This window comes from Flavobacterium flavigenum, assembly GCF_027111255.2.
In the GTDB taxonomy this organism is placed as follows: Bacteria; Bacteroidota; Bacteroidia; order Flavobacteriales; family Flavobacteriaceae; genus Flavobacterium; species Flavobacterium flavigenum.
Genome location: NZ_CP114285.2, coordinates 2,315,127 through 2,333,569 on the forward strand (window position 1 = coordinate 2,315,127; position 18,443 = coordinate 2,333,569).

General features: G+C 34.7%; 20 protein-coding genes. 14 read left to right on the forward strand and 6 right to left on the reverse strand.

Features of this window, described 5'->3' with window-relative positions; translation table 11 throughout:
* Nucleotides 1-28: 28 nt before the first annotated feature.
* The 4 genes from obgE to hpt form a co-directional block, all read right to left on the reverse strand.
* Nucleotides 29-1,030 (reverse strand): GTPase ObgE, encoded by a 1,002-nt coding sequence (gene obgE, locus OZP09_RS09405; RefSeq protein ID WP_269237539.1) that lies wholly within the window; start codon nt 1,028-1,030, stop codon nt 29-31.
* 103 nt (nt 1,031-1,133) lie between these two features.
* A complete protein-coding gene (locus OZP09_RS09410; RefSeq protein ID WP_269237540.1) occupies nt 1,134-2,408 on the reverse strand; it encodes a hemolysin family protein in 1,275 nt (424 codons plus the stop codon).
* Nucleotides 2,409-2,621: 213 nt separating this feature from the next.
* Nucleotides 2,622-3,194 carry an adenylate kinase gene (locus tag OZP09_RS09415; RefSeq protein ID WP_269237541.1) on the reverse strand — a complete coding sequence of 191 codons (573 nt, stop codon included), beginning with the start codon at nt 3,192-3,194 and terminating at the stop codon, nt 2,622-2,624.
* A 73-nt stretch (nt 3,195-3,267) separates the two neighbouring features.
* A complete protein-coding gene (gene hpt / locus OZP09_RS09420; RefSeq protein WP_269237542.1) occupies nt 3,268-3,798 on the reverse strand; it encodes a hypoxanthine phosphoribosyltransferase in 531 nt (176 codons plus the stop codon).
* A gap of 184 nt (nt 3,799-3,982) precedes the next feature.
* Here hpt and OZP09_RS09425 point away from each other — a divergent pair, with 184 nt between their 5' ends.
* From OZP09_RS09425 to OZP09_RS09455, 7 genes are all read left to right on the forward strand, one after another.
* Complete coding sequence (locus OZP09_RS09425) at nt 3,983-5,260, forward strand: PQQ-dependent sugar dehydrogenase (protein WP_269237543.1); 1,278 nt, start codon at nt 3,983-3,985, stop codon at nt 5,258-5,260.
* Between the two features lie 225 nt (nt 5,261-5,485).
* Entirely contained in the window at nt 5,486-7,588 is a 2,103-nt protein-coding gene (locus OZP09_RS09430; protein WP_269237544.1) for a TonB-dependent receptor, read from the forward strand.
* A gap of 22 nt (nt 7,589-7,610) precedes the next feature.
* Nucleotides 7,611-8,162, forward strand: coding sequence for a HEAT-like fold family protein (locus tag OZP09_RS09435; RefSeq protein WP_269237545.1), 552 nt, complete (start codon nt 7,611-7,613; stop codon nt 8,160-8,162).
* A gap of 217 nt (nt 8,163-8,379) precedes the next feature.
* Nucleotides 8,380-9,534 carry a 5-(carboxyamino)imidazole ribonucleotide synthase gene (locus OZP09_RS09440; RefSeq protein WP_269237546.1) on the forward strand — a complete coding sequence of 385 codons (1,155 nt, stop codon included), beginning with the start codon at nt 8,380-8,382 and terminating at the stop codon, nt 9,532-9,534.
* Nucleotides 9,535-9,708: 174 nt separating this feature from the next.
* On the forward strand, nt 9,709-10,194 hold the full coding sequence (gene purE, locus OZP09_RS09445) for a 5-(carboxyamino)imidazole ribonucleotide mutase (protein ID WP_269237547.1): 486 nt from the start codon (nt 9,709-9,711) through the stop codon (nt 10,192-10,194).
* A gap of 107 nt (nt 10,195-10,301) precedes the next feature.
* Nucleotides 10,302-12,329 carry a M3 family metallopeptidase gene (locus OZP09_RS09450; RefSeq protein ID WP_269237548.1) on the forward strand — a complete coding sequence of 676 codons (2,028 nt, stop codon included), beginning with the start codon at nt 10,302-10,304 and terminating at the stop codon, nt 12,327-12,329.
* 141 nt (nt 12,330-12,470) lie between these two features.
* Nucleotides 12,471-13,130: a SanA/YdcF family protein gene (locus OZP09_RS09455; RefSeq protein ID WP_269237549.1), complete on the forward strand. Its 660-nt coding sequence runs from the start codon at nt 12,471-12,473 to the stop codon at nt 13,128-13,130.
* A gap of 67 nt (nt 13,131-13,197) precedes the next feature.
* Here OZP09_RS09455 and OZP09_RS09460 read toward each other — a convergent pair whose 3' ends face one another.
* On the reverse strand, nt 13,198-14,460 hold the full coding sequence (locus tag OZP09_RS09460; protein ID WP_269237550.1) for a cation:proton antiporter: 1,263 nt from the start codon (nt 14,458-14,460) through the stop codon (nt 13,198-13,200).
* 138 nt (nt 14,461-14,598) lie between these two features.
* Here OZP09_RS09460 and OZP09_RS09465 point away from each other — a divergent pair, with 138 nt between their 5' ends.
* From OZP09_RS09465 to OZP09_RS22600, 7 genes are all read left to right on the forward strand, one after another.
* Nucleotides 14,599-15,102, forward strand: a complete 504-nt coding sequence (locus OZP09_RS09465) for a GbsR/MarR family transcriptional regulator (protein ID WP_269237551.1) — start codon at nt 14,599-14,601, stop codon at nt 15,100-15,102.
* 67 nt (nt 15,103-15,169) lie between these two features.
* The gene (locus OZP09_RS09470) at nt 15,170-15,517 is read left to right on the forward strand and encodes a hypothetical protein (protein WP_269237552.1); all 348 of its coding nucleotides are present in this window, start codon (nt 15,170-15,172) and stop codon (nt 15,515-15,517) included.
* On the forward strand, nt 15,514-15,861 hold the full coding sequence (locus OZP09_RS09475; RefSeq protein WP_269237553.1) for a hypothetical protein: 348 nt from the start codon (nt 15,514-15,516) through the stop codon (nt 15,859-15,861). Before OZP09_RS09470 ends, OZP09_RS09475 begins: the two co-directional genes overlap by 4 nt.
* Before the next feature lie 17 nt (nt 15,862-15,878).
* Entirely contained in the window at nt 15,879-16,262 is a 384-nt protein-coding gene (locus OZP09_RS09480; RefSeq protein ID WP_269237554.1) for a hypothetical protein, read from the forward strand.
* Nucleotides 16,263-16,353: 91 nt separating this feature from the next.
* Entirely contained in the window at nt 16,354-17,262 is a 909-nt protein-coding gene (locus OZP09_RS09485; protein WP_281310666.1) for a TIGR01777 family oxidoreductase, read from the forward strand.
* Nucleotides 17,262-17,390: a hypothetical protein gene (locus OZP09_RS22595; RefSeq protein ID WP_349293626.1), complete on the forward strand. Its 129-nt coding sequence runs from the start codon at nt 17,262-17,264 to the stop codon at nt 17,388-17,390. The genes OZP09_RS09485 and OZP09_RS22595 overlap by 1 nt, the downstream gene beginning before the upstream one ends.
* A gap of 89 nt (nt 17,391-17,479) precedes the next feature.
* The gene (locus OZP09_RS22600) at nt 17,480-17,716 is read left to right on the forward strand and encodes an SRPBCC family protein (RefSeq protein WP_349293627.1); all 237 of its coding nucleotides are present in this window, start codon (nt 17,480-17,482) and stop codon (nt 17,714-17,716) included.
* A gap of 196 nt (nt 17,717-17,912) precedes the next feature.
* On the opposite strand, the gene OZP09_RS09495 is transcribed toward OZP09_RS22600, so the two are convergent.
* Nucleotides 17,913-18,320, reverse strand: coding sequence for a DUF1842 domain-containing protein (locus tag OZP09_RS09495; protein WP_269237555.1), 408 nt, complete (start codon nt 18,318-18,320; stop codon nt 17,913-17,915).
* Between the last annotated feature and the right edge of the window lie 123 nt (nt 18,321-18,443).

Genomic DNA, 18,443 nt, shown 5'->3' on the forward strand with positions numbered 1-18,443 from the left:
CATTTTTAATATAAAACTTTTTATTTTATTATTCATTCAGCATTTTCCAAAGCTTGTCTTTTAAATCTGTCAAACCTTGCTGGGCAACAGATGAAATAAACATATACGGAACATCTTTGAAGGACACATCCAATTCGGCTTTTAATTCGGCTTTTAATTCATCGTCCAGCATATCGCATTTTGAAATTACTAAAAGACGTTCTTTATCCAGCATTTCAGGATTGTATTTCGTTAATTCATTCACCAGAATGTCATATTCTGCTTTGATATCAGGTGTATCAACCGGAACTAAAAACAATAAGGTTGAATTACGCTCAATGTGACGCAGGAAATAATGCCCAAGACCTTTTCCTTCTGCAGCCCCTTCAATAATTCCAGGAATATCTGCGATCACAAAAGACTGAAAATCCCTGTAGGCAACAATTCCAAGATTTGGCTTCAAAGTCGTAAACGGATAATCGGCAATTTTTGGTTTTGCCGAAGTCAATACAGATAATAAAGTCGATTTTCCAGCATTTGGAAAACCTACTAAACCAACATCTGCCAAAACTTTAAGTTCCAGAATAACGTCCATTTCTACACCCAACAATCCAGGTTGTGCATAACGAGGCGTCTGGTTGGTAGAACTTCTAAAATGCCAGTTTCCTAAACCTCCTTTTCCTCCTCTTGCCAGAATCTGTTTTTCTCCGTCTTCTGTAATTTCAAAAAGTGTTTCACCAGTTTCTTTATCTTTTACAACAGTTCCCAGCGGCACTTCAATAATTTTATCCTCTCCATCTGCACCAGTACTTCGATCTCCACCTCCGTCTCCACCGTGTCCAGCTTTGATATGACGGGCAAATTTTAAATGAAATAGTGTCCAAAGACCTTTATTACCAACTAAATACACATGTCCTCCACGTCCTCCGTCACCTCCGTCCGGGCCTCCTTTTTCAATAAATTTCTCCCTATGTAAATGCGTAGATCCCTTTCCTCCTTTTCCGGAAGAAACGTATATCTTAACATAATCTACAAAATTTCCTTCTGTCATTGTTTTTGTTTATGTATAGTTTCAGGTTTCAGGTTTCAGGTTTCAGGTTATGCAGTACGATAACCTGAAACTAAAAACATTTAAACTTGAAACAAAATTCTCTCTACTCTTTTAATGCTTTCACAAGCACTTTATCAATCTTTACGCCGTCCATATCGACAACTTCTAAGACAAATTTCTGCCAAATTAACTTTTCGCCTTCTTTTGGAATATGCGAAAGCTCCGTCATGATCATTCCGCTTACGGTATTTACTTCGTAATCGTTTGTCAATTCATCTAATTCGAAATAGGTTAAGAAATCGTGTAATGAATAATGTCCGTCAACCAGCCATGATCCGTCTTCTCTTTCTATTAATTGAAATTCGTCTTTATAAAAATCTGACGCATCACCTACCAAAGCTTCCAAAATATCGTTTAAGGTAATCATGCCCTGAAAAACACCGTATTCATCAGAAACTAAGGCATAATGAACACCTGTTTTTTTGAAATTTTCCAACGCTTTGTAAGCCGTTGTCTGCTCCATCAGATAAGGCGCCTCAGATGTTATGGATGCAAGGTCAAAATTATCTTTTTCGATATTGGCAAAAATATTTTTTAAGGTTACAACTCCCACAATGTCATCATAATTATCCTTGTAAACCGGATAAACGGCATGTAAATCATGCAAAACCAGTTCTTTAATTTTAGCTTTATCGTCTTTTAAAGGCAGCATGTCTACTGATTTTCGATGCGTCATTAGAGAGCTGACTTTACGGTCTCCAATGTGAAAAACACGTTCCACAATATCCTGCTCTATTTCCTGTACTTCGCCAACTTCTGTTCCTTCTTTGATAATTGCTTTGATTTCTTCCTCAGTAACTTTTCCGTCAGCGGTTGGTTTTATCTGAAAAACATTCAGTAGAAAATCTGTTGATGATGTTAGTAACCAAATGAAAGGTGCCGTAATGATTGAAATTACTTTCATTGGCATTGCCACCATTTTGGCAATGGATTCAGGATAATTTAAACCGATTCGCTTTGGCAGTAATTCACCTAAAACCAATGAGAAAAAAGTTAAAACAACAACGACGATTCCAACTGCAACTGAATGAGCATACGGTTTTAAAACTTCAAATCCGCTAACAAAAGTTTCAACATCCATTGTAATTTTATCTCCAGAGTAGATACCCGTCAAAATTCCGATTAAGGTGATTCCGATTTGTACGGTCGATAAAAATTTATTTGGGGAATTGGCTAAATCGAGTGCTGTTTTAGCGCTTTTATTTCCTTTTTTTGCTGCCGTTTCCAGTCTGTTTTTTCTAGCCGAAATCAATGCGATCTCTGACATCGAGAAAACTCCGTTTAGTAGTATCAGAAAAAATATTATTAGTATTTCCAATTTGTGGCTTGTTCGTTATATAATAGTTTGTTAATGTAATTTGCAACCTGATCGTGTTATAGCACAGATGGAAGAGAAAAGCCCGGAGCTAAAAAAAACTAATTTTTCCTGCCAGAAAACAGCGACCGGAGGAAGCTCGTTTTATGGTTTGGAAAAATAGTTTTTTTAGCGTCCCGATAGCTATCGGGATTTCACGTACAGCTGGAAAAGCTTCTACAAATTATCTATAACTGACGTTAATCTTTCTGTAATTTCTTCAATCGTTCCGATACCGTTTACGGCATGAAATTTATTTTGCTCTTTGTAATATCCAATTAACGGAGCAGTTTTTTCGTTATATTCCTGATATCTCACACGAATTTTTTCTTCATCCTGATCGTCTACTCTTCCGCTGGTTTTTCCTCTTTCTAATAAACGTGCTACCAAAATTTCGTCATCAGCTTCTAAAGCGATAGTAGCTGTAACTTCTGAACCAATTGTTGGCAAAAATTTATCTAACGCTTCAGCCTGATTGATTGTTCTTGGATATCCGTCGAATAAAAATCCTGCTGTATCAGGATGTTTTTTTACTTCATCAATTAACATTTCGGTAGTTAATTCGCAAGGAACCAACTCTCCATTGTCCATAAAAACCCTTGCTTTTTTACCTAGTTCTGTATCATTTTTTAAATTAAAACGAAAAATATCTCCTGTTGAAAGGTGTGTCAAATTGTATTTTTCTTTTAAAAATTCTGCCTGAGTTCCTTTTCCTGCTCCCGGCTTTCCAAATAAAACGATGTTAATCATAATGAATGTAATTGTTGTGACTCCCTATTTTTTAAGAAGTTTAAAATGAATATATAGTTGTGTTTGTTTAAAATTATTCTGCTAACTTATAGATTTCGGGTAAATTTCTTCCTAAACCATTATAGTCTAAACCGTAACCAACAATGAATTTGTTTGGAATCCTGATTCCGACATAATCTATTTTGATATCTTTTTTATAAGCTTCCGGTTTAAAGAACAAAGTTGCAATTTTAAAATGCTTTACATTTTGCTCCTTAAACTTCTTTTTTAACTCTTCGATTGTGTTTCCGGTGTCAATAATATCTTCGATTATGACAACGGTCCTTCCCGAAAGATCCTGATTAATTCCGATTAATTCTTTAACCGAATTGGTACTTTCCGTTCCTTCATACGAAGCCATTTTGATAAATGAAACTTCGCAGGGACTCTTATATTTTTTCAAAAAGTCTGCAACAACCATAAAAGCACCATTCAGAACACCAACAAAAATAGGTGTATCATCTCCAAAATCATCTTCTACCTGTGCCACTATTTTGGATAAAGCAAAATCAATTTCTTTAGCCGAAATAAACGGAACAAATTGTTTATCGTGAAGTTGTATCATTATTTTTGTACTTTAAAATAATGGACAAAGATACAGAATTACTACCAAACTGTAAGTATCAAAATTTTATAGTAGCTAGAGTTTTTTACGAATGTTAAATATCAGTTAATATTTACAAACGGTTTGGGGTAACTCTTTCTGAATCATTAAATTGTTGTTTGACAAATATTTAATCAAAATCAACATGAAAATTACCATACAATTATTATCTCTATGCTTATTAACTGTAATAACAGCCTGCAATGGCCAGGTAATAAAAGAGGAAAAAGAAGCGCTGGCCAAACAGCCTGCCAATGTCGTAAAAACGGCTATTGGAAATATTACACTTCCTCCGCCCTACGCAACAGAATCTAAATCTAAAAACAGTAAAGTAATAGGCTGGCCAGAAGGAAAAACGCCAAAAGCACCGGAAGGATTTACGGTTACAAAATTTGCTGACGGATTTGAGAACCCACGCTGGTGTTATATTGGTCCAAACAATGACATTTTTGTTGTTGAAAGCGGTACCAGAGCAAGCAAAAACCAAATTATAGTTTTACGTGACAAGGATAAAGACGGCGTTTTTGAAACCCGAGAAGTCTTTTTGAAAGGTCTCAACAGACCTTTGGGAATGCTTATTCTAAAAGACTTTTTTTATGTGGCAAATACAGACGGGCTTTACCGTTATCCTTATAAAAACGCTCCATTAAAACTTGAAACACAGGGAGTCAAAATTGTTGAACTTCCGGCTGGAGGATACAACAATCACTGGACACGAAGTCTTCTCGCCAACCCGGAAGGAACTAAAATTTATATTGGCGTAGGTTCTGGAAGTAATGTGGGCGAAAACGGGATGGATAAAGAAATTCGCCGTGCAGCAATTTTAGAAATCAATCCTGACGGAACCGGCGAAAAAATTTATGCTGAAGGTCTTCGAAACCCAATGGGAATGGACTGGAATCCTGCCAATAAAAAAGAACTCTGGACTGCCGTTAATGAGCGTGATGAGCTGGGCGATGATTTGGTTCCGGATTATATTACAAGTGTAAAAAGAGGTGGGTTTTATGGATGGCCTTATTCATATTTTGGTAGTATTCCTGATCCGAGATGGAAAGGCGAAAGAAAAGATTTAATCGATAAAGCAATTGTTCCTGACGTTCCGGTTGGTGCTCACACTGCTTCTTTGGGATTGGCTTTTTATACTAAAAATGCTTTTCCGGCAAAATATAAAAACGGTGCTTTTGTGGGACAGCACGGTTCATGGAATCGTTCGGTAATATCAGGCTACAAAGTGCTGTTTGTTCCTTTTAAAGATGGAAAACCATCCGGAAAACCGGAAGATTTCTTAACTGGCTTTATTTCTGATGCTGATAAAGCCGAAGTTTACGGACGCCCTGTTGCTGTTACGGTTATGAATGACGGATCACTTTTGGTAAATGATGACAGCGGGAATACGATATGGAAAGTTACGGCGAATAAGTAAAATTCCAATCTCATAATTATCGAGATAAATTCCAGATCCCAAACTTTATGCTGATTTTTAAACACATAGAGACATAGCATTTCCGGAACTTCAAAAAAGGCGTTTCACTTGTTTTTAAAACACATAACTATTCTGCGTTTTTGCAAATGAAACGACTTTATACACAAACCAAAGCTATGTCTCTATGTGTTTAAGAATTAAGCTCAGAAACTTAAACTGTCATTTATGCTTTTAAAAAAATATTGCCTTTTTCTTCTTGTTTTAATTGTTTCTCAAAACAATTTTGCCCAGGAAGAAAAAGGTAAATCTATTGATGCTGTCCAGCCTGAAAAACTGGAAGAAGTTATTATCAGTTCCTTTCATATTAATGACAGTCTGCAAAATGCGCCGGCTTCGATTGGCATTTTATCTGAAAAAGAATTACTTCGAAATAATACTACAGATATTAGCAATGTTATTAATACCATTCCCGGCGTTTTTATGCAATCGTCAAACATCACCACAACCCGAATTTCGATTCGAGGGATTGGAGCGCGAACGCCTTATGGAACAAATAAAATTCGTGCTTTTTACGGAAGTATTCCTTTAACTTCAGGAAATAGTGAAACCGTAATTGATGACATCGATCTTCAAAACATCAATCAGATTGAAATTATAAAAGGGCCGCTTTCGAGCGTTTATGGCGCTGGTTTGGGCGGTGCTATTTTAATTTCTCCTCAAACATTAAAAAAAGGTAATTATCAAGTCGAAGTCAGTTCTGTTTTTGGCTCTTACGGCTTATTGAAAAACAGAATAAGTTTTGATTTAAATGAAAAAAGCTCATCTCTAAACCTCAGCTATCACAATTTAAAAACAGATGGCTGGCGAGAAAACAGCGCTTACAATCGGGAAGGAATTACACTTGACGGCGAATTATTTAAAAAGAAAAACAGCAAACTGAGTTATTTTTCGAATTACACCTATTTAAAAGCATATATTCCGAGTTCGATCAACAAAAATACCTTTGAGAATAATCCCAAGGCAGGTGCGCCAACTTGGGTTGCATCAAAAGGGTTTAAAGAATACAAATCGACTCTGGCAGGACTGGCTTATGATTTTAAAATAAACGACCATCTCAATAATTCAACTTCTGTTTTCATTAATTACAAAGACAGCAACGAACCTCGTCCATTTGATGTTTTACGTCAATATACTTTTACTTCCGGCGCAAGAACACAGTTTTCTGGAGATTTTAAAATCGGAAAAATCAACAATCAGTTTATTGGCGGAATTGAATATTTTGCAGACAATTATAACGGAGATACTTTTCAAAATCTGTATCAGCAAAATAATGGAAACGGAAGTTTACAAGGTGATCAGCTTTCGGCAACTAATCAGAAAAGGCACTTTTACAATGTTTTTTCCCAATTCAGAACGTTACTTTCTGACCGATTTGAGATTCAGGCAGGTTTAAATTACAACAAAACCAAATTCGAACTTCAGAATGATTTTCCCGCTTCCGCGAATAATCAAATGGAACATTACAGTTATGATGGCATTTTTTCGCCACAGCTTTCTTTGTTATTCAAGCCAAATGAAATCCAGACTTTTTACTTTTCTGCAAGCCGAGGATTTTCTCTTCCCGCAACCGAAGAAACTTTAACTAGCACAGGAAATATCAATCAAAACATAAAACCAGAAACGGGTTACAACTTTGAAGTGGGAAGCAAGCTCCATCTTTTCAGTAAAAAATTATATGCTGAAATTGCGGTTTATCGAATGGAAATTAAAGATTTATTGGTTGCTAAAAGAATCGGAGACGATCAGTATAAAGGCGTAAATGCCGGAAAAACATTTCATAAAGGAATCGAAATTGCATTAAAACACAATTGGATAATCAATCGGGCTTTTAATTTAAATTCTTATGCTGGAGCTTCTGTCGGAAATTATGAATTCAAAGAATTTGCAGATAACGGAAATGATTATTCTGGAAACAAATTAACGGGAGTTCCAGCCAATACAGCAAGCGCAGGTTTTAATTTCAATACGAATTCAGGATTTTATTTTTCAGCCGATTTTCAGTTCACAGATAAAATTCCGATGAATGATTCAAACGCCAATTTTTCAGATTCTTACTCTTTGCTGAATTTAAAAACAGGATATCAATTTGAGATTTTATCGGGATTAAAAGCACATTTAGATGCTGGAATAAATAATGTCACAAACGAAAAATATGCTTCCATGATTTTGACCAATGCAACAGGTATCGGAAATGCGCAACCACGATTTTATTATCCTGGTTTGCCCATAAATTATTACGGAATTGTCTCATTAAATTACGTATTTTAGCAAAGTATTTAAACTTCGAAAAATGCTTTCTGAATTACAGGAAAAACTGAATTATGTAAATGCTTACAGGGAAAATCGGCTAAGTGCGGCACAAGATGTTTTAGAAAATCATTCACTTTTTAGCGAATTAGTTTCAATCTGTTTTACACCTTCAGACAAAAACAATCATAAAGCCTGTTGGATTTTAGAATTTGTTTCTTACGAAGAATTGCTTTGGCTGCAGCCACACCTTGATTTTTTCTGTTCGAATTTGAAAGTTTTAAAAGATGAAAGTTCGCTTCGGCCAATTGCAAAAGTGGTTCAGCTTTTGGTCACTTCACATTATAAAAAAGAGGAAAATAAAATCTGTCTATCCGAAGAAAATATACAGGATTGTATCGAAGCGAGTTTTGACTGGCTGATAAATGATGTAAAAGTCGCCACAAAAGCTTATTCAATAAGAACTTTATATCTTTTAGGAAAACATTATAAATGGATTCATCCTGAACTAAAAGTTATTCTTGATAAGGATTTCAGCGATCATTCGGCAGCTTATAAAGCCGTTGCAAAAGAAGTTTTGAAGAAAATAAAATAGGTTTTGTCAGCCACAGATTAAAAGGATTAAAAATGATTTTTAAGGTTGCCACGAATTACACTAATTTTCACTAATTGCAGTGCGTTAAAAAATTTGTGCTAATTCGTGTAATTCGTGGCAAAAAAACAGAATCCTTTTAATCCTTTTAATCTGTGGCTAAAAACTAAATTTTGGCTAAAAAAGATTAAAAAGTATCTTTGCAAAAACACAACGCAAAATGAATTATTTTTCTTCTGATTTTAAATTAGGAATATTAGGTGGCGGACAATTAGGTAAAATGCTTTTGTTCGACACCAGAAAATTTGATATACAAACTTACGTTCTGGATCCGAGTGACGAAGCGCCTAGTAAAATTGCCTGTAATAAATTCTTTCAGGGCGATTTAATGGATTATGATACGGTTTACAATTTTGGAAAACAAGTTGATGTTTTGACTTTTGAAATCGAATTGGTAAACCTTGAAGCTTTAACGCAATTAGAAAATGAGGGTTTAAAAGTATATCCATCTCCTAAAACCTTAAAAGGAATACAGAATAAAGGTGTTCAAAAAGATTTTTATGCTGCAAATAATATCCCAACTGCACCTTATAAAAGATTCGGAAATTTAGAAAATCTAAAATCTGCCGTTTCATCAAACGAAGTTGCCTTGCCATTTGTATGGAAATGTACTGAATTTGGTTATGATGGAAATGGCGTAAAAATAGTTCGCCAAGTTTCCGATTTAGATACGCTTCCAAATGTGGAATGTATTTCAGAAACTATGGTTCCTTTTAAAAACGAACTGGCGGTAATTGTCTGCAGAAATCCATCAGGAGAAATTAAAACGTATCCGGTTGTAGAAATGGAATTCCACCCGGAAGCCAATCAGGTTGAATATGTAATCTGTCCGGCAAGAATCGATGATAAAGTCGCTGAAAAAGCCAGAGCAATTGCTTTAAACGTTTCAGAAAAATTCAATCATGTTGGTTTATTGGCAGTTGAAATGTTCCAAACCAATGATGATGAAATTTTGGTAAACGAAGTTGCTCCACGCCCGCACAATTCCGGTCATTATTCTATTGAAGCGAGTTATACCTCACAGTTCGAAAATCATTTACGTGCTATCTTAGATCTTCCGTTAGGAGATACAGACAGTAAACTTGCCGGAATTATGGTTAATTTAGTTGGTGCCGAAGGTTTCTCCGGAGATGTTGTCTACGAAAATATCGAAACCATTTTAGGATGGAACGGTGTTACGCCACATATTTACGGTAAAAAACAAACACGTCCTTTTAGAAAAATGGGGCACGTTACGATTGTAAATGAAGATATGGCGGAGGCGAGACGAATTGCTGAGCAGGTTAAGAATACTATTAGAGTGATTAGTCAATAGTAATTAGCATACAAAAAATATCGTTTGCCACAAATTACACAAATTTTCACAAATTTTTCTTAGTGAATTTTAAATTTAATTCGTGTGAATTTGTGGAATTCGTGGCAAAAACAAATAACTTAAGATTTCAGCTTGTCAACTTGCAACCTGAAACTTGAAACAAAAACAAAAAACATGAGCAAAGTAGCCATCATAATGGGAAGCATCTCAGACATGCCAGTCATGCAGGATGCGATTGATATACTAAAACAATTCAATATCGAAACAGAAGTTGATATCGTTTCGGCACACAGAACACCGGAGAAATTATTTGATTTTAGTAAAAATGCACACAATCGCGGGATTTCGGCAATTATTGCCGGAGCTGGTGGAGCGGCACATTTGCCGGGAATGGTAGCTTCGATGTCGCCGCTTCCTGTAATTGGGGTTCCGGTAAAATCAAGCAATTCTATTGATGGCTGGGATTCGGTTTTATCGATTTTGCAAATGCCTGGTGGTGTTCCGGTTGCGACTGTGGCGCTAAATGGTGCAAAAAATGCCGGAATCTTAGCTGCACAAATCATCGGAAGCCATGATAAAAAAGTTCTGGATACGATTATTGCTTATAAAGAAGAATTGAAAGCGGCGGTTAATAAGGCGGCTGATGGTTTGAAGAAGTAAATTTTAATTCCACAGAGATTCACAAAAAAACTCAAAGACTCACAAAAATAACTTAGTGTATCTCTGCGTTTTCTTTGTGAATCTTTGCGTAACAATACTATACAAATATGAGCATCTTAACACAATATTTCAACACTAAACATAATACTGCGCCTTTTTCGCAAATTAAAATCGAAGATTATTTTCCGGCTTTTCAGGAAGGAATTGCTTTGGCGAAAGCTGAAATTGATGCCATCGTAAATAATCCTGAAGGACCAACTTTTGAAAACACGATTCTGGCAATGGAATTTTCGGGTGAAATTCTGGATCGTCTTTCGAGTATTTTCTTCAATTTGAATTCGGCTGAAACGAATGACGAAATGCAGAAAATCGCTCAGGAAGTTTCGCCTTTACTGGCTGAATTCGGGAATGATATTACACTGAATGCCGAATTGTTTGCTAAAATAAAAGCCGTTTACAACCAAAAAGAGAGTCTGAATCTAACTCCTGAGCAGATTACACTTTTAGATAAAAAATACAAGAGTTTCTCAAGAAACGGAGCCAATTTAGCCGAAGACAAAAAAGACCGCTTACGCGAAATTGACAAAGAATTATCAAAATTGAGTTTGCAGTTTGGCGAAAATGTTTTGGCAGAAACCAATAACTTCGAATTGCATTTAACCAACGAAAGTGACTTAGCCGGATTACCGGAAGGCACAATCGAAGCTGCCCGATTATTAGCCAAAGAGAAAGAAAAAGAAGGCTGGATTTTTACTTTAGATTATCCAAGTTATGTTCCGTTTTTGACTTATGCTGATAATCGCGAACTGCGTAAAAAAATGGCGATTGCCTTTGGAGCAAAAGGTTTTCAAAAAAACGAATTCAATAACGAAGAAAATGTTCTGAAAATTGCTAAACTTCGTCATGAAAGAGCCAATTTATTAGGGTATAAAACACATGCTCATTTTGTTCTGGAAGAAAGAATGGCACAAAGTCCGGATAAAGTTTTTACTTTTTTGAATGATTTACTGGCCAAAGCAAAACCAGCGGCTCAAAAAGAATTTGCAGAATTGACTGCTTTTGCGAAAGAACTGGACGGAATCGAGCAGCTAGAAAAATGGGATGGAGCTTATTATTCTGAAAAGTTAAAACAACAGCTTTTTAATTTAGATGATGAAAAACTAAAACCTTATTTCCAATTAGAAAAAGTTTTAGAGGGTGCTTTTACAGTTGCCCATAAACTTTTCGGATTAACATTTACCGAAGTTTTTGATATAGATAAATACCACGAAGAAGTAATAACCTATGAAGTTCACGATGCTGATAATAATTTAGTTTCGATTTTCTATGCTGATTTCTTTCCAAGAAAAGGGAAACGAAACGGCGCGTGGATGACGTCATTCAAATCGCAATACATAAAAGACGGCGTTAACGAAAGACCGCATATTTCGAACGTTTGCAACTTTACAAAACCTACAGAAACCAAACCTTCCTTATTGACTTTTAATGAAGTAACAACTTTATTTCACGAATTTGGTCATGGATTGCACGGAATGCTGGCGAATACAAACTACCCCAGTTTATCCGGAACTTCTGTTTTCTGGGATTTTGTAGAATTGCCAAGTCAGATTATGGAAAACTGGTGTTACGAGCCGGAAGCTTTAGCGTTGTTTGCAAATCATTACGAAACTGGCGAAATTATTCCGATTGAATATGTGCAGAAAATTAAGGAAAGTGCGAGTTTTCAGGAAGGTTTGGCCACACTACGTCAATTAAGTTTTGGATTATTAGATATGGCGTGGCACGGACAAGATCCAACTAATATTACTGATCTTAAAACTTTCGAAACAGCACAATTTGCCAACACTCAATTATATCCTGATGTAAAAGAAAATGCAATGAGTACAGCATTCTCTCATATTTTTCAAGGTGGTTATTCTTCCGGATATTACAGCTACAAATGGGCTGAAGTTCTGGATGCTGATGCTTTTGAATATTTTCAGGAACAAGGCATTTTCAATACTGAAGTGGCTAAAAAATTCAAAGACAATGTACTCTCAAAAGGAGGAACTGAACATCCTATGATTTTATACAAACGCTTTAGAGGTCAGGAACCAAAACCTGAAGCTTTGTTGAAAAGAGCGGGATTGCTTTAAGATTTTTAGATTTTAGACTTCTTAGATTAATAGATATTTTAGAAACCGAAGCATTTTCAGCTTCGGTTTTTTTATTTGATTTTATCTAAAAATAAATTTAGTTATCTTCGTTATTGAACCTAATCTTATATTATATACATTTTGAAAAAATATTTTAAAATAGCGCTGTATTTTGCCATTATCGGATTGATTGCAATTGTTTCTATAAATTATCATGTAAAGTCATCTACCAAAAAATACATTCATCATTCTTTGAGAAGGTTTCCTAAAAATGATGTTGGAATTATTTTTGGCGCTGGAATCAACGGTAATCAGCCAAGTAAATATCTTAAGGACAGACTCGATGCCGGAATCCGTTTGTACAAAGCAAAAAGAATCAATAAAATATTACTTTCAGGAGATAATGGCCGCGAGGAGTACGATGAATTAACAGTGATGAAAAACTATTGTTACCGACATGGAGTTGACACCACAAAAATTTTTATTGATTACGCCGGTTTCGACACCTACTCTACCCTGTACAGAGCGAAATATATTTTTAAAATAAAAAAAGCAACTTTAATTTCGCAGGAATATCATTTGAATCGCGCCCTTTATATTGGAAGAAGTCTTGGAATAAAATCAGCGGGTTATTCCGCTAACAAAGGTGATTATAGGGGGTATCAATATGTCAAATTCAGAGAATATATTTCGATATTCAAATCCTTTTTTGATGTTTTGCGAAATCGTGAGCCTCACTTTTTAGGCAATCCAATAAATATTAACGGTCCTTCAAATTATTCCAAGGAAGACAAACGATAAAAAAACAAAACCCTACGAATTAACTGTAGGGTTTGTAGTTTAAAGACAAAATAGGAATATTCGTTCTTTACTCTTTTTCTAAAACCCGCTTTGCCAGTTTTCCAACTGTTAATCCCTGAACAACAATTGAGAATAAAACGACAATATAAGTTACTTCGAGCAGCAGGTTTTTATATTCTCCTTCTGGCATCGAAAGTACAAGTGCAATAGAAACTCCACCGCGAATTCCGCCCCAGACCAGAACCATCAAAGAACCTTTGTTGTAGGCTGATCTGATTCCGAAGAATTTAAAGGTATCAAAGAATTGCCAGGGCAAAACTATAGAAGCGATTCTTGAGAAAAGTACAATAAAGATGGCAACAAAACCTGTCAGCAGTTGTTTGTTCAAGTCTGGTAATAACAACAATTCAAAACCAATAAACAGGAATAAAATAGCATTCAGGATTTCATCAATAAGTTCCCAAAACTTCTCTAAATAATCTTTTGTCACTTCGCTCATTGCGACTTTTTTACCATAATTCCCAATAATTAGTCCGGCCACTACCATGGCCAGCGGACTTGAAACATGTAAACTCTGGGCAATCAAAAATCCGCCCATTACAATAGAAAGCGTTATGAGAACGGAAACTTTATAATCGTCAATTTTCTTCATGACTTTTGATGCAGAAAATCCTAAAACAGCTCCTAATAGAAGTCCGCCAATCCCTTCCTTAATAAATAAACAGGTAATAGAGCCTAAAGTTGCATCAAATGCAGGATCAGTAGCCATTTTAAGAACAACCGCAAACATCACTACTGCTACTCCATCATTAAATAAAGATTCGCCAACGATTTTGGTTTCTATTCTTTTAGGGACTTTAGCCTCTTTTAAAACTCCCAACACCACAATGGGGTCAGTTGGAGATATTAATGTACCAAAGACTAAACAAAATATATAAGGAATTTTTATTCCTAAAATTGGTGCAATGTAATAAAGCAGCATTGAAATGATTAAAGCTGATAGTACAACGCTTATAGTAGAATAAATCATAATGGGAACTTTCTGCTCTTTAAGATCAGACATATTTACATGAAGTGCCCCTGCAAATAAAAGGAAGTTCAACATTGCGCCCATTAAAATCGCATTGAAATCGAATTCTTTTATCAAATCAAAAAAATGTTTGGTAGTCGCAGGAAAATAAGAATCTCCCAAAAGACGAATCCCTACTGAAACCAGCATCGCAATAATCATGATTCCGATCGTACCGGGGAGTTTTAAAAATCTTAGGTTTAAATAGGCGAAGAAAGAAGCCAGTACAATAAGTACCGAAAAGGTGTAGTATAATTCCATAAAAAGTGATTTTTACAAAAATATCCTTCTCATTATTTAATCTAAAATTTGAACGGTTGAATTAACACAACTTTATAATTCACCAAATAAGTTTCAATTATTTTTGAAAGTTTAAAAACTTTTACTTACATTTGAACTATGCAATTCAAAGAAGCGAAAAATAAGTTTGTACAAACCTGGGGCGCATTAGGCTCTCAATGGGGTATTAATAAAACCATGGCACAAATCCATGCTTTATTGATGGTTTCGAACGAAGCTGTTTCGATGGAAGACATTATGGAAGAATTACAAATTTCAAGAGGAAACGCCAGTATGAACCTTCGTGCTTTGATGGATTGGGGAATCGTTTACAAAGAATATAAAGCCGGAGAGAGAAAAGAGTTTTTTACTGCCGAAAAAGACTTAGATGAGTTGGCCGTAAAAATATCGAGAGAAAGAAGCAAACGAGAAATTAAGCCAGCTTTAAAAATTTTAAAAGAAGTTTCGACAATTGAAGCCAAAGATTCAGCAGAAGAAAAACACTTTGTAGATCAGACTACTAAATTATATGATTTTGTTTTAAAAGCAGATAATATGCTGGATAAGATAACAGAGTTTAATGATAACTGGTTAGGGAAATTGGTCATGAAAATCATGAAATAATTCTAAAACTAAAAAAATTTTATTAAAACTTTCATTTTTTTCTGAAAGTTTAAAACAATCAATAATTATGAAAATTCTAAATTGCATAAATATTTTTTTAGTTGGAATTCCAATAATCCTTGTTGCTTTAGGTTTTATGATACAACAAAGCAGTGGAAATTTAATTGGTTATGGGGTAATGTTTACGCCAGTACTTGGTTTATTTCAAGTTCTTTCAGGCGTATTACTTTTAATTTATAATCCAAAAGACAAAATGCTAAAATGGTATATATCTGATGTGTGCTTATTTTTCTTTTGCTGGATATGCAACTCAAATATCATCTATATACCTTTTTTAGAATTTATCCAATTTGCCCTTCCTCCAATATTGGCAATATATTTTTCTGTATTAATTTATAAAAAAGCTAATATATGAACCTAAACATCATCGCCTATTTAATTTACCTCAGCATTACCATATTCATAATCCTGAGAGTTGGAAAAATATGCTATAAAAACGGAAACGTTTATGTCGCAGAATTGATTCCAAATCATGCTGACATCTGTCAAAAGATCAATCAGGTTTTGCTTTTGGGCTATTACCTTTTAAATATTGGTTATTGTGCCATGACATTGATTTCCTGGCAAAAAATAATATCGCTTACACAATTAACTGAAATCATCTGTTTTAAAACTTCTGTCATTATTTTTATTATATCAGCATTACATTATTTAAACATTATAGTTATCACAAAATACATTCACAAATTAATCAAATAACACTAAAATCAAATATTATGGAAACTACAAAAATCTTAATCGGTTACAGCATTTATTTACCAATTGCCTTATATCTTACCTATTATGTTTCTAAAACACTATTTAAAAATGGCAAAATATTTATGCTGGATATTTTTAAAGGCCGCGAAGATATAGCCGATGCAACCAACAAACTTTTTGAAACCGGTTTTTATCTTTTAAATATTGGCTCCGCACTTATGATCCTCCAAATGAATATCAGCGAAAACAGCTATCAGGAATTAATTGAAAAATTAAGTTATAAAATTGGCGGATTTTCTATATATCTGGGAATTATGTTGTTCTTTAATTTATATTTCTTTTTTAGAGGAAAAAGAAAAGCAAAAGAAGCTCAAGAAGAAAGACTGGTTTTTAAAGCTTAATAAAAACCGCCACGAATTCACGAATTTTTTATATTCATACCAGAAATAATTAATTGATAATTCTTGAATTCGTGGCGAAAAAATTATACAAATGAAAAAACTCATTATCGCAGCAGGAACCGGATTTTTAGGACAGGTTTTAGTAAATCATTTCAAAGATAAATTTGAAGAAATCGTAATACTGACCAGAGGAAACTCAAAAACAATTGACGGAATTAAATATGTAAACTGGAATGCCAGAAATTTTACAGGCTGGGAAAAAGAATTAGAAAATGCTACGGTTTTAATCAATCTTGCCGGAAAATCAGTAGATTGCCGTTATACCAAAAAAAACAAAAAAGAGATTCTTTTATCCCGAATTGAAAGCACTAAAATTCTAAATAAAGCAGTTTTAAATTGTCAAAACCCACCAAAGCACTGGCTGAATTCTTCAACCGCAACTATTTATCGTTTTTCATTAGACAAGCAAATGGACGAAGCTGATGGAGAAATCGGAAATGATTTTTCAATCAACGTAGCGCTTTCATGGGAAAAAGCATTTTTTAAAACTGAAACACCAAAAACCTTAAAAACTGCTTTGCGAACTTCAATAGTTTTAGGAAAAAACGGAGGTGCATTTATTCCGTTGAAGAATTTAGCAAAGTTAGGTTTCGGAGGAAAACAGGGAAAAGGAGATCAGTTTGTCAGCTGGATCCATGAAGAAGATTTTGCGAATGCTGTTAATTTTATAATCGAAAAAGAAATGACAGGCTTTATCAATGTCGTTTCTCCGGAACCTATTCGAAATGCAGATTTCATGCAGAAACTTCGAAAAACAATTGGCTTTCCTTTCGGAATCCCCGTGAATACCTTTTTATTAAAAATCGGATCATTTTTTATTCGAACAGAAGCAGAACTGATTTTAAAAAGTCGAAATGTGATTCCGAAAAGACTTTTGGAAAATGGTTTTGAATTTAAGTTTGGAAGTATTGACAAGGCTTTTCAAAATTTATTGCACTAATGACAACCATAAATCTAAACACAAAAATAAAAGCATCAAAAAAAATCGTTTTTGATGTTTCGAGAGATATAGATGTACATCAGCAATCTGCACAGCTCCATCAAAAGAAAAAGCGATTGCCGGTGTGACTTCTGGTTTAATAAGTTTAAATGAAACCGTAACCTGCCGTGGCAAACACTTCGGATTTTACCTCACTCATAAAAGCCGGATCACAGCAATGACTTTTGATGATTATTTTGTAGATGAGATGGAAGAAGGAAAATTCAAAACCTTCAAACATGAGCATTTTTTTAAAGAAATAAACGGAGTCACCATAATGACAGATCAACTGCACTATGAAACTCCGTTTGGCATTATCGGAAAATTATTCGATACTCTGTTTTTAAAAAAACATCTGATTTATTTTCTATTGGAAAGAAATAAAACTCTCAAAAAAATAGCTGAAAATAAATAGAGTAATCCAAAACAGCAACTTTAATCACCGTCAAAATGGATTAACTTTCCCCCAAAAAAGCATAATCTGTTAGCGGTTATTAGTGTTTAGCACGAACAAACTCTTTAAACGATTTAATTTTTTCTTAATCTTAAAAATACTCTCGTAATGGTAAAGACTAGCTTTTTTTTAAAATATATTTACTCGCTGAAATTACTTATACTAATTCAGCCTGGTTTACAGCTTTTACGGGTACATCTTCCACATTATGTCCAAAATATGAAAACCCTCCAGTACCATTCCATTCGTTGTCTATAGCTAAATGAGCATCAAAATTTGCTAAAAAAGATCCAATTGCCGGTGGCGGAACTGAATGCACATATTGTCCTCTTAAACCAACAACCTGAGTAACATTTCCTATGCCGGTTGCAAATATTTTTCCTGTTACTGGTACTACGATATGACTATCAGGACCTTTTACAGCCTGAGTAATGACTACTGTACCTGATACAGAATGCTGTGATGGCACTACTACTAAGCTAAATGATGCAACTGGAGCGCCTGGCATTCCAACATTTCCGATTGTGCCTTTTGCTAAATAAGCACCTGCTAATAAATCTGACATAACTTTTTAATTTAATATTTTCTTACTCGTAAGGCTTTTCAGAACCGCCTCGTTTTTTTAGTGGGATCTGCTCCACTTTTTATTATCTGTTGGAAATTAGAATAGTGCTAATTTTCAACAGTA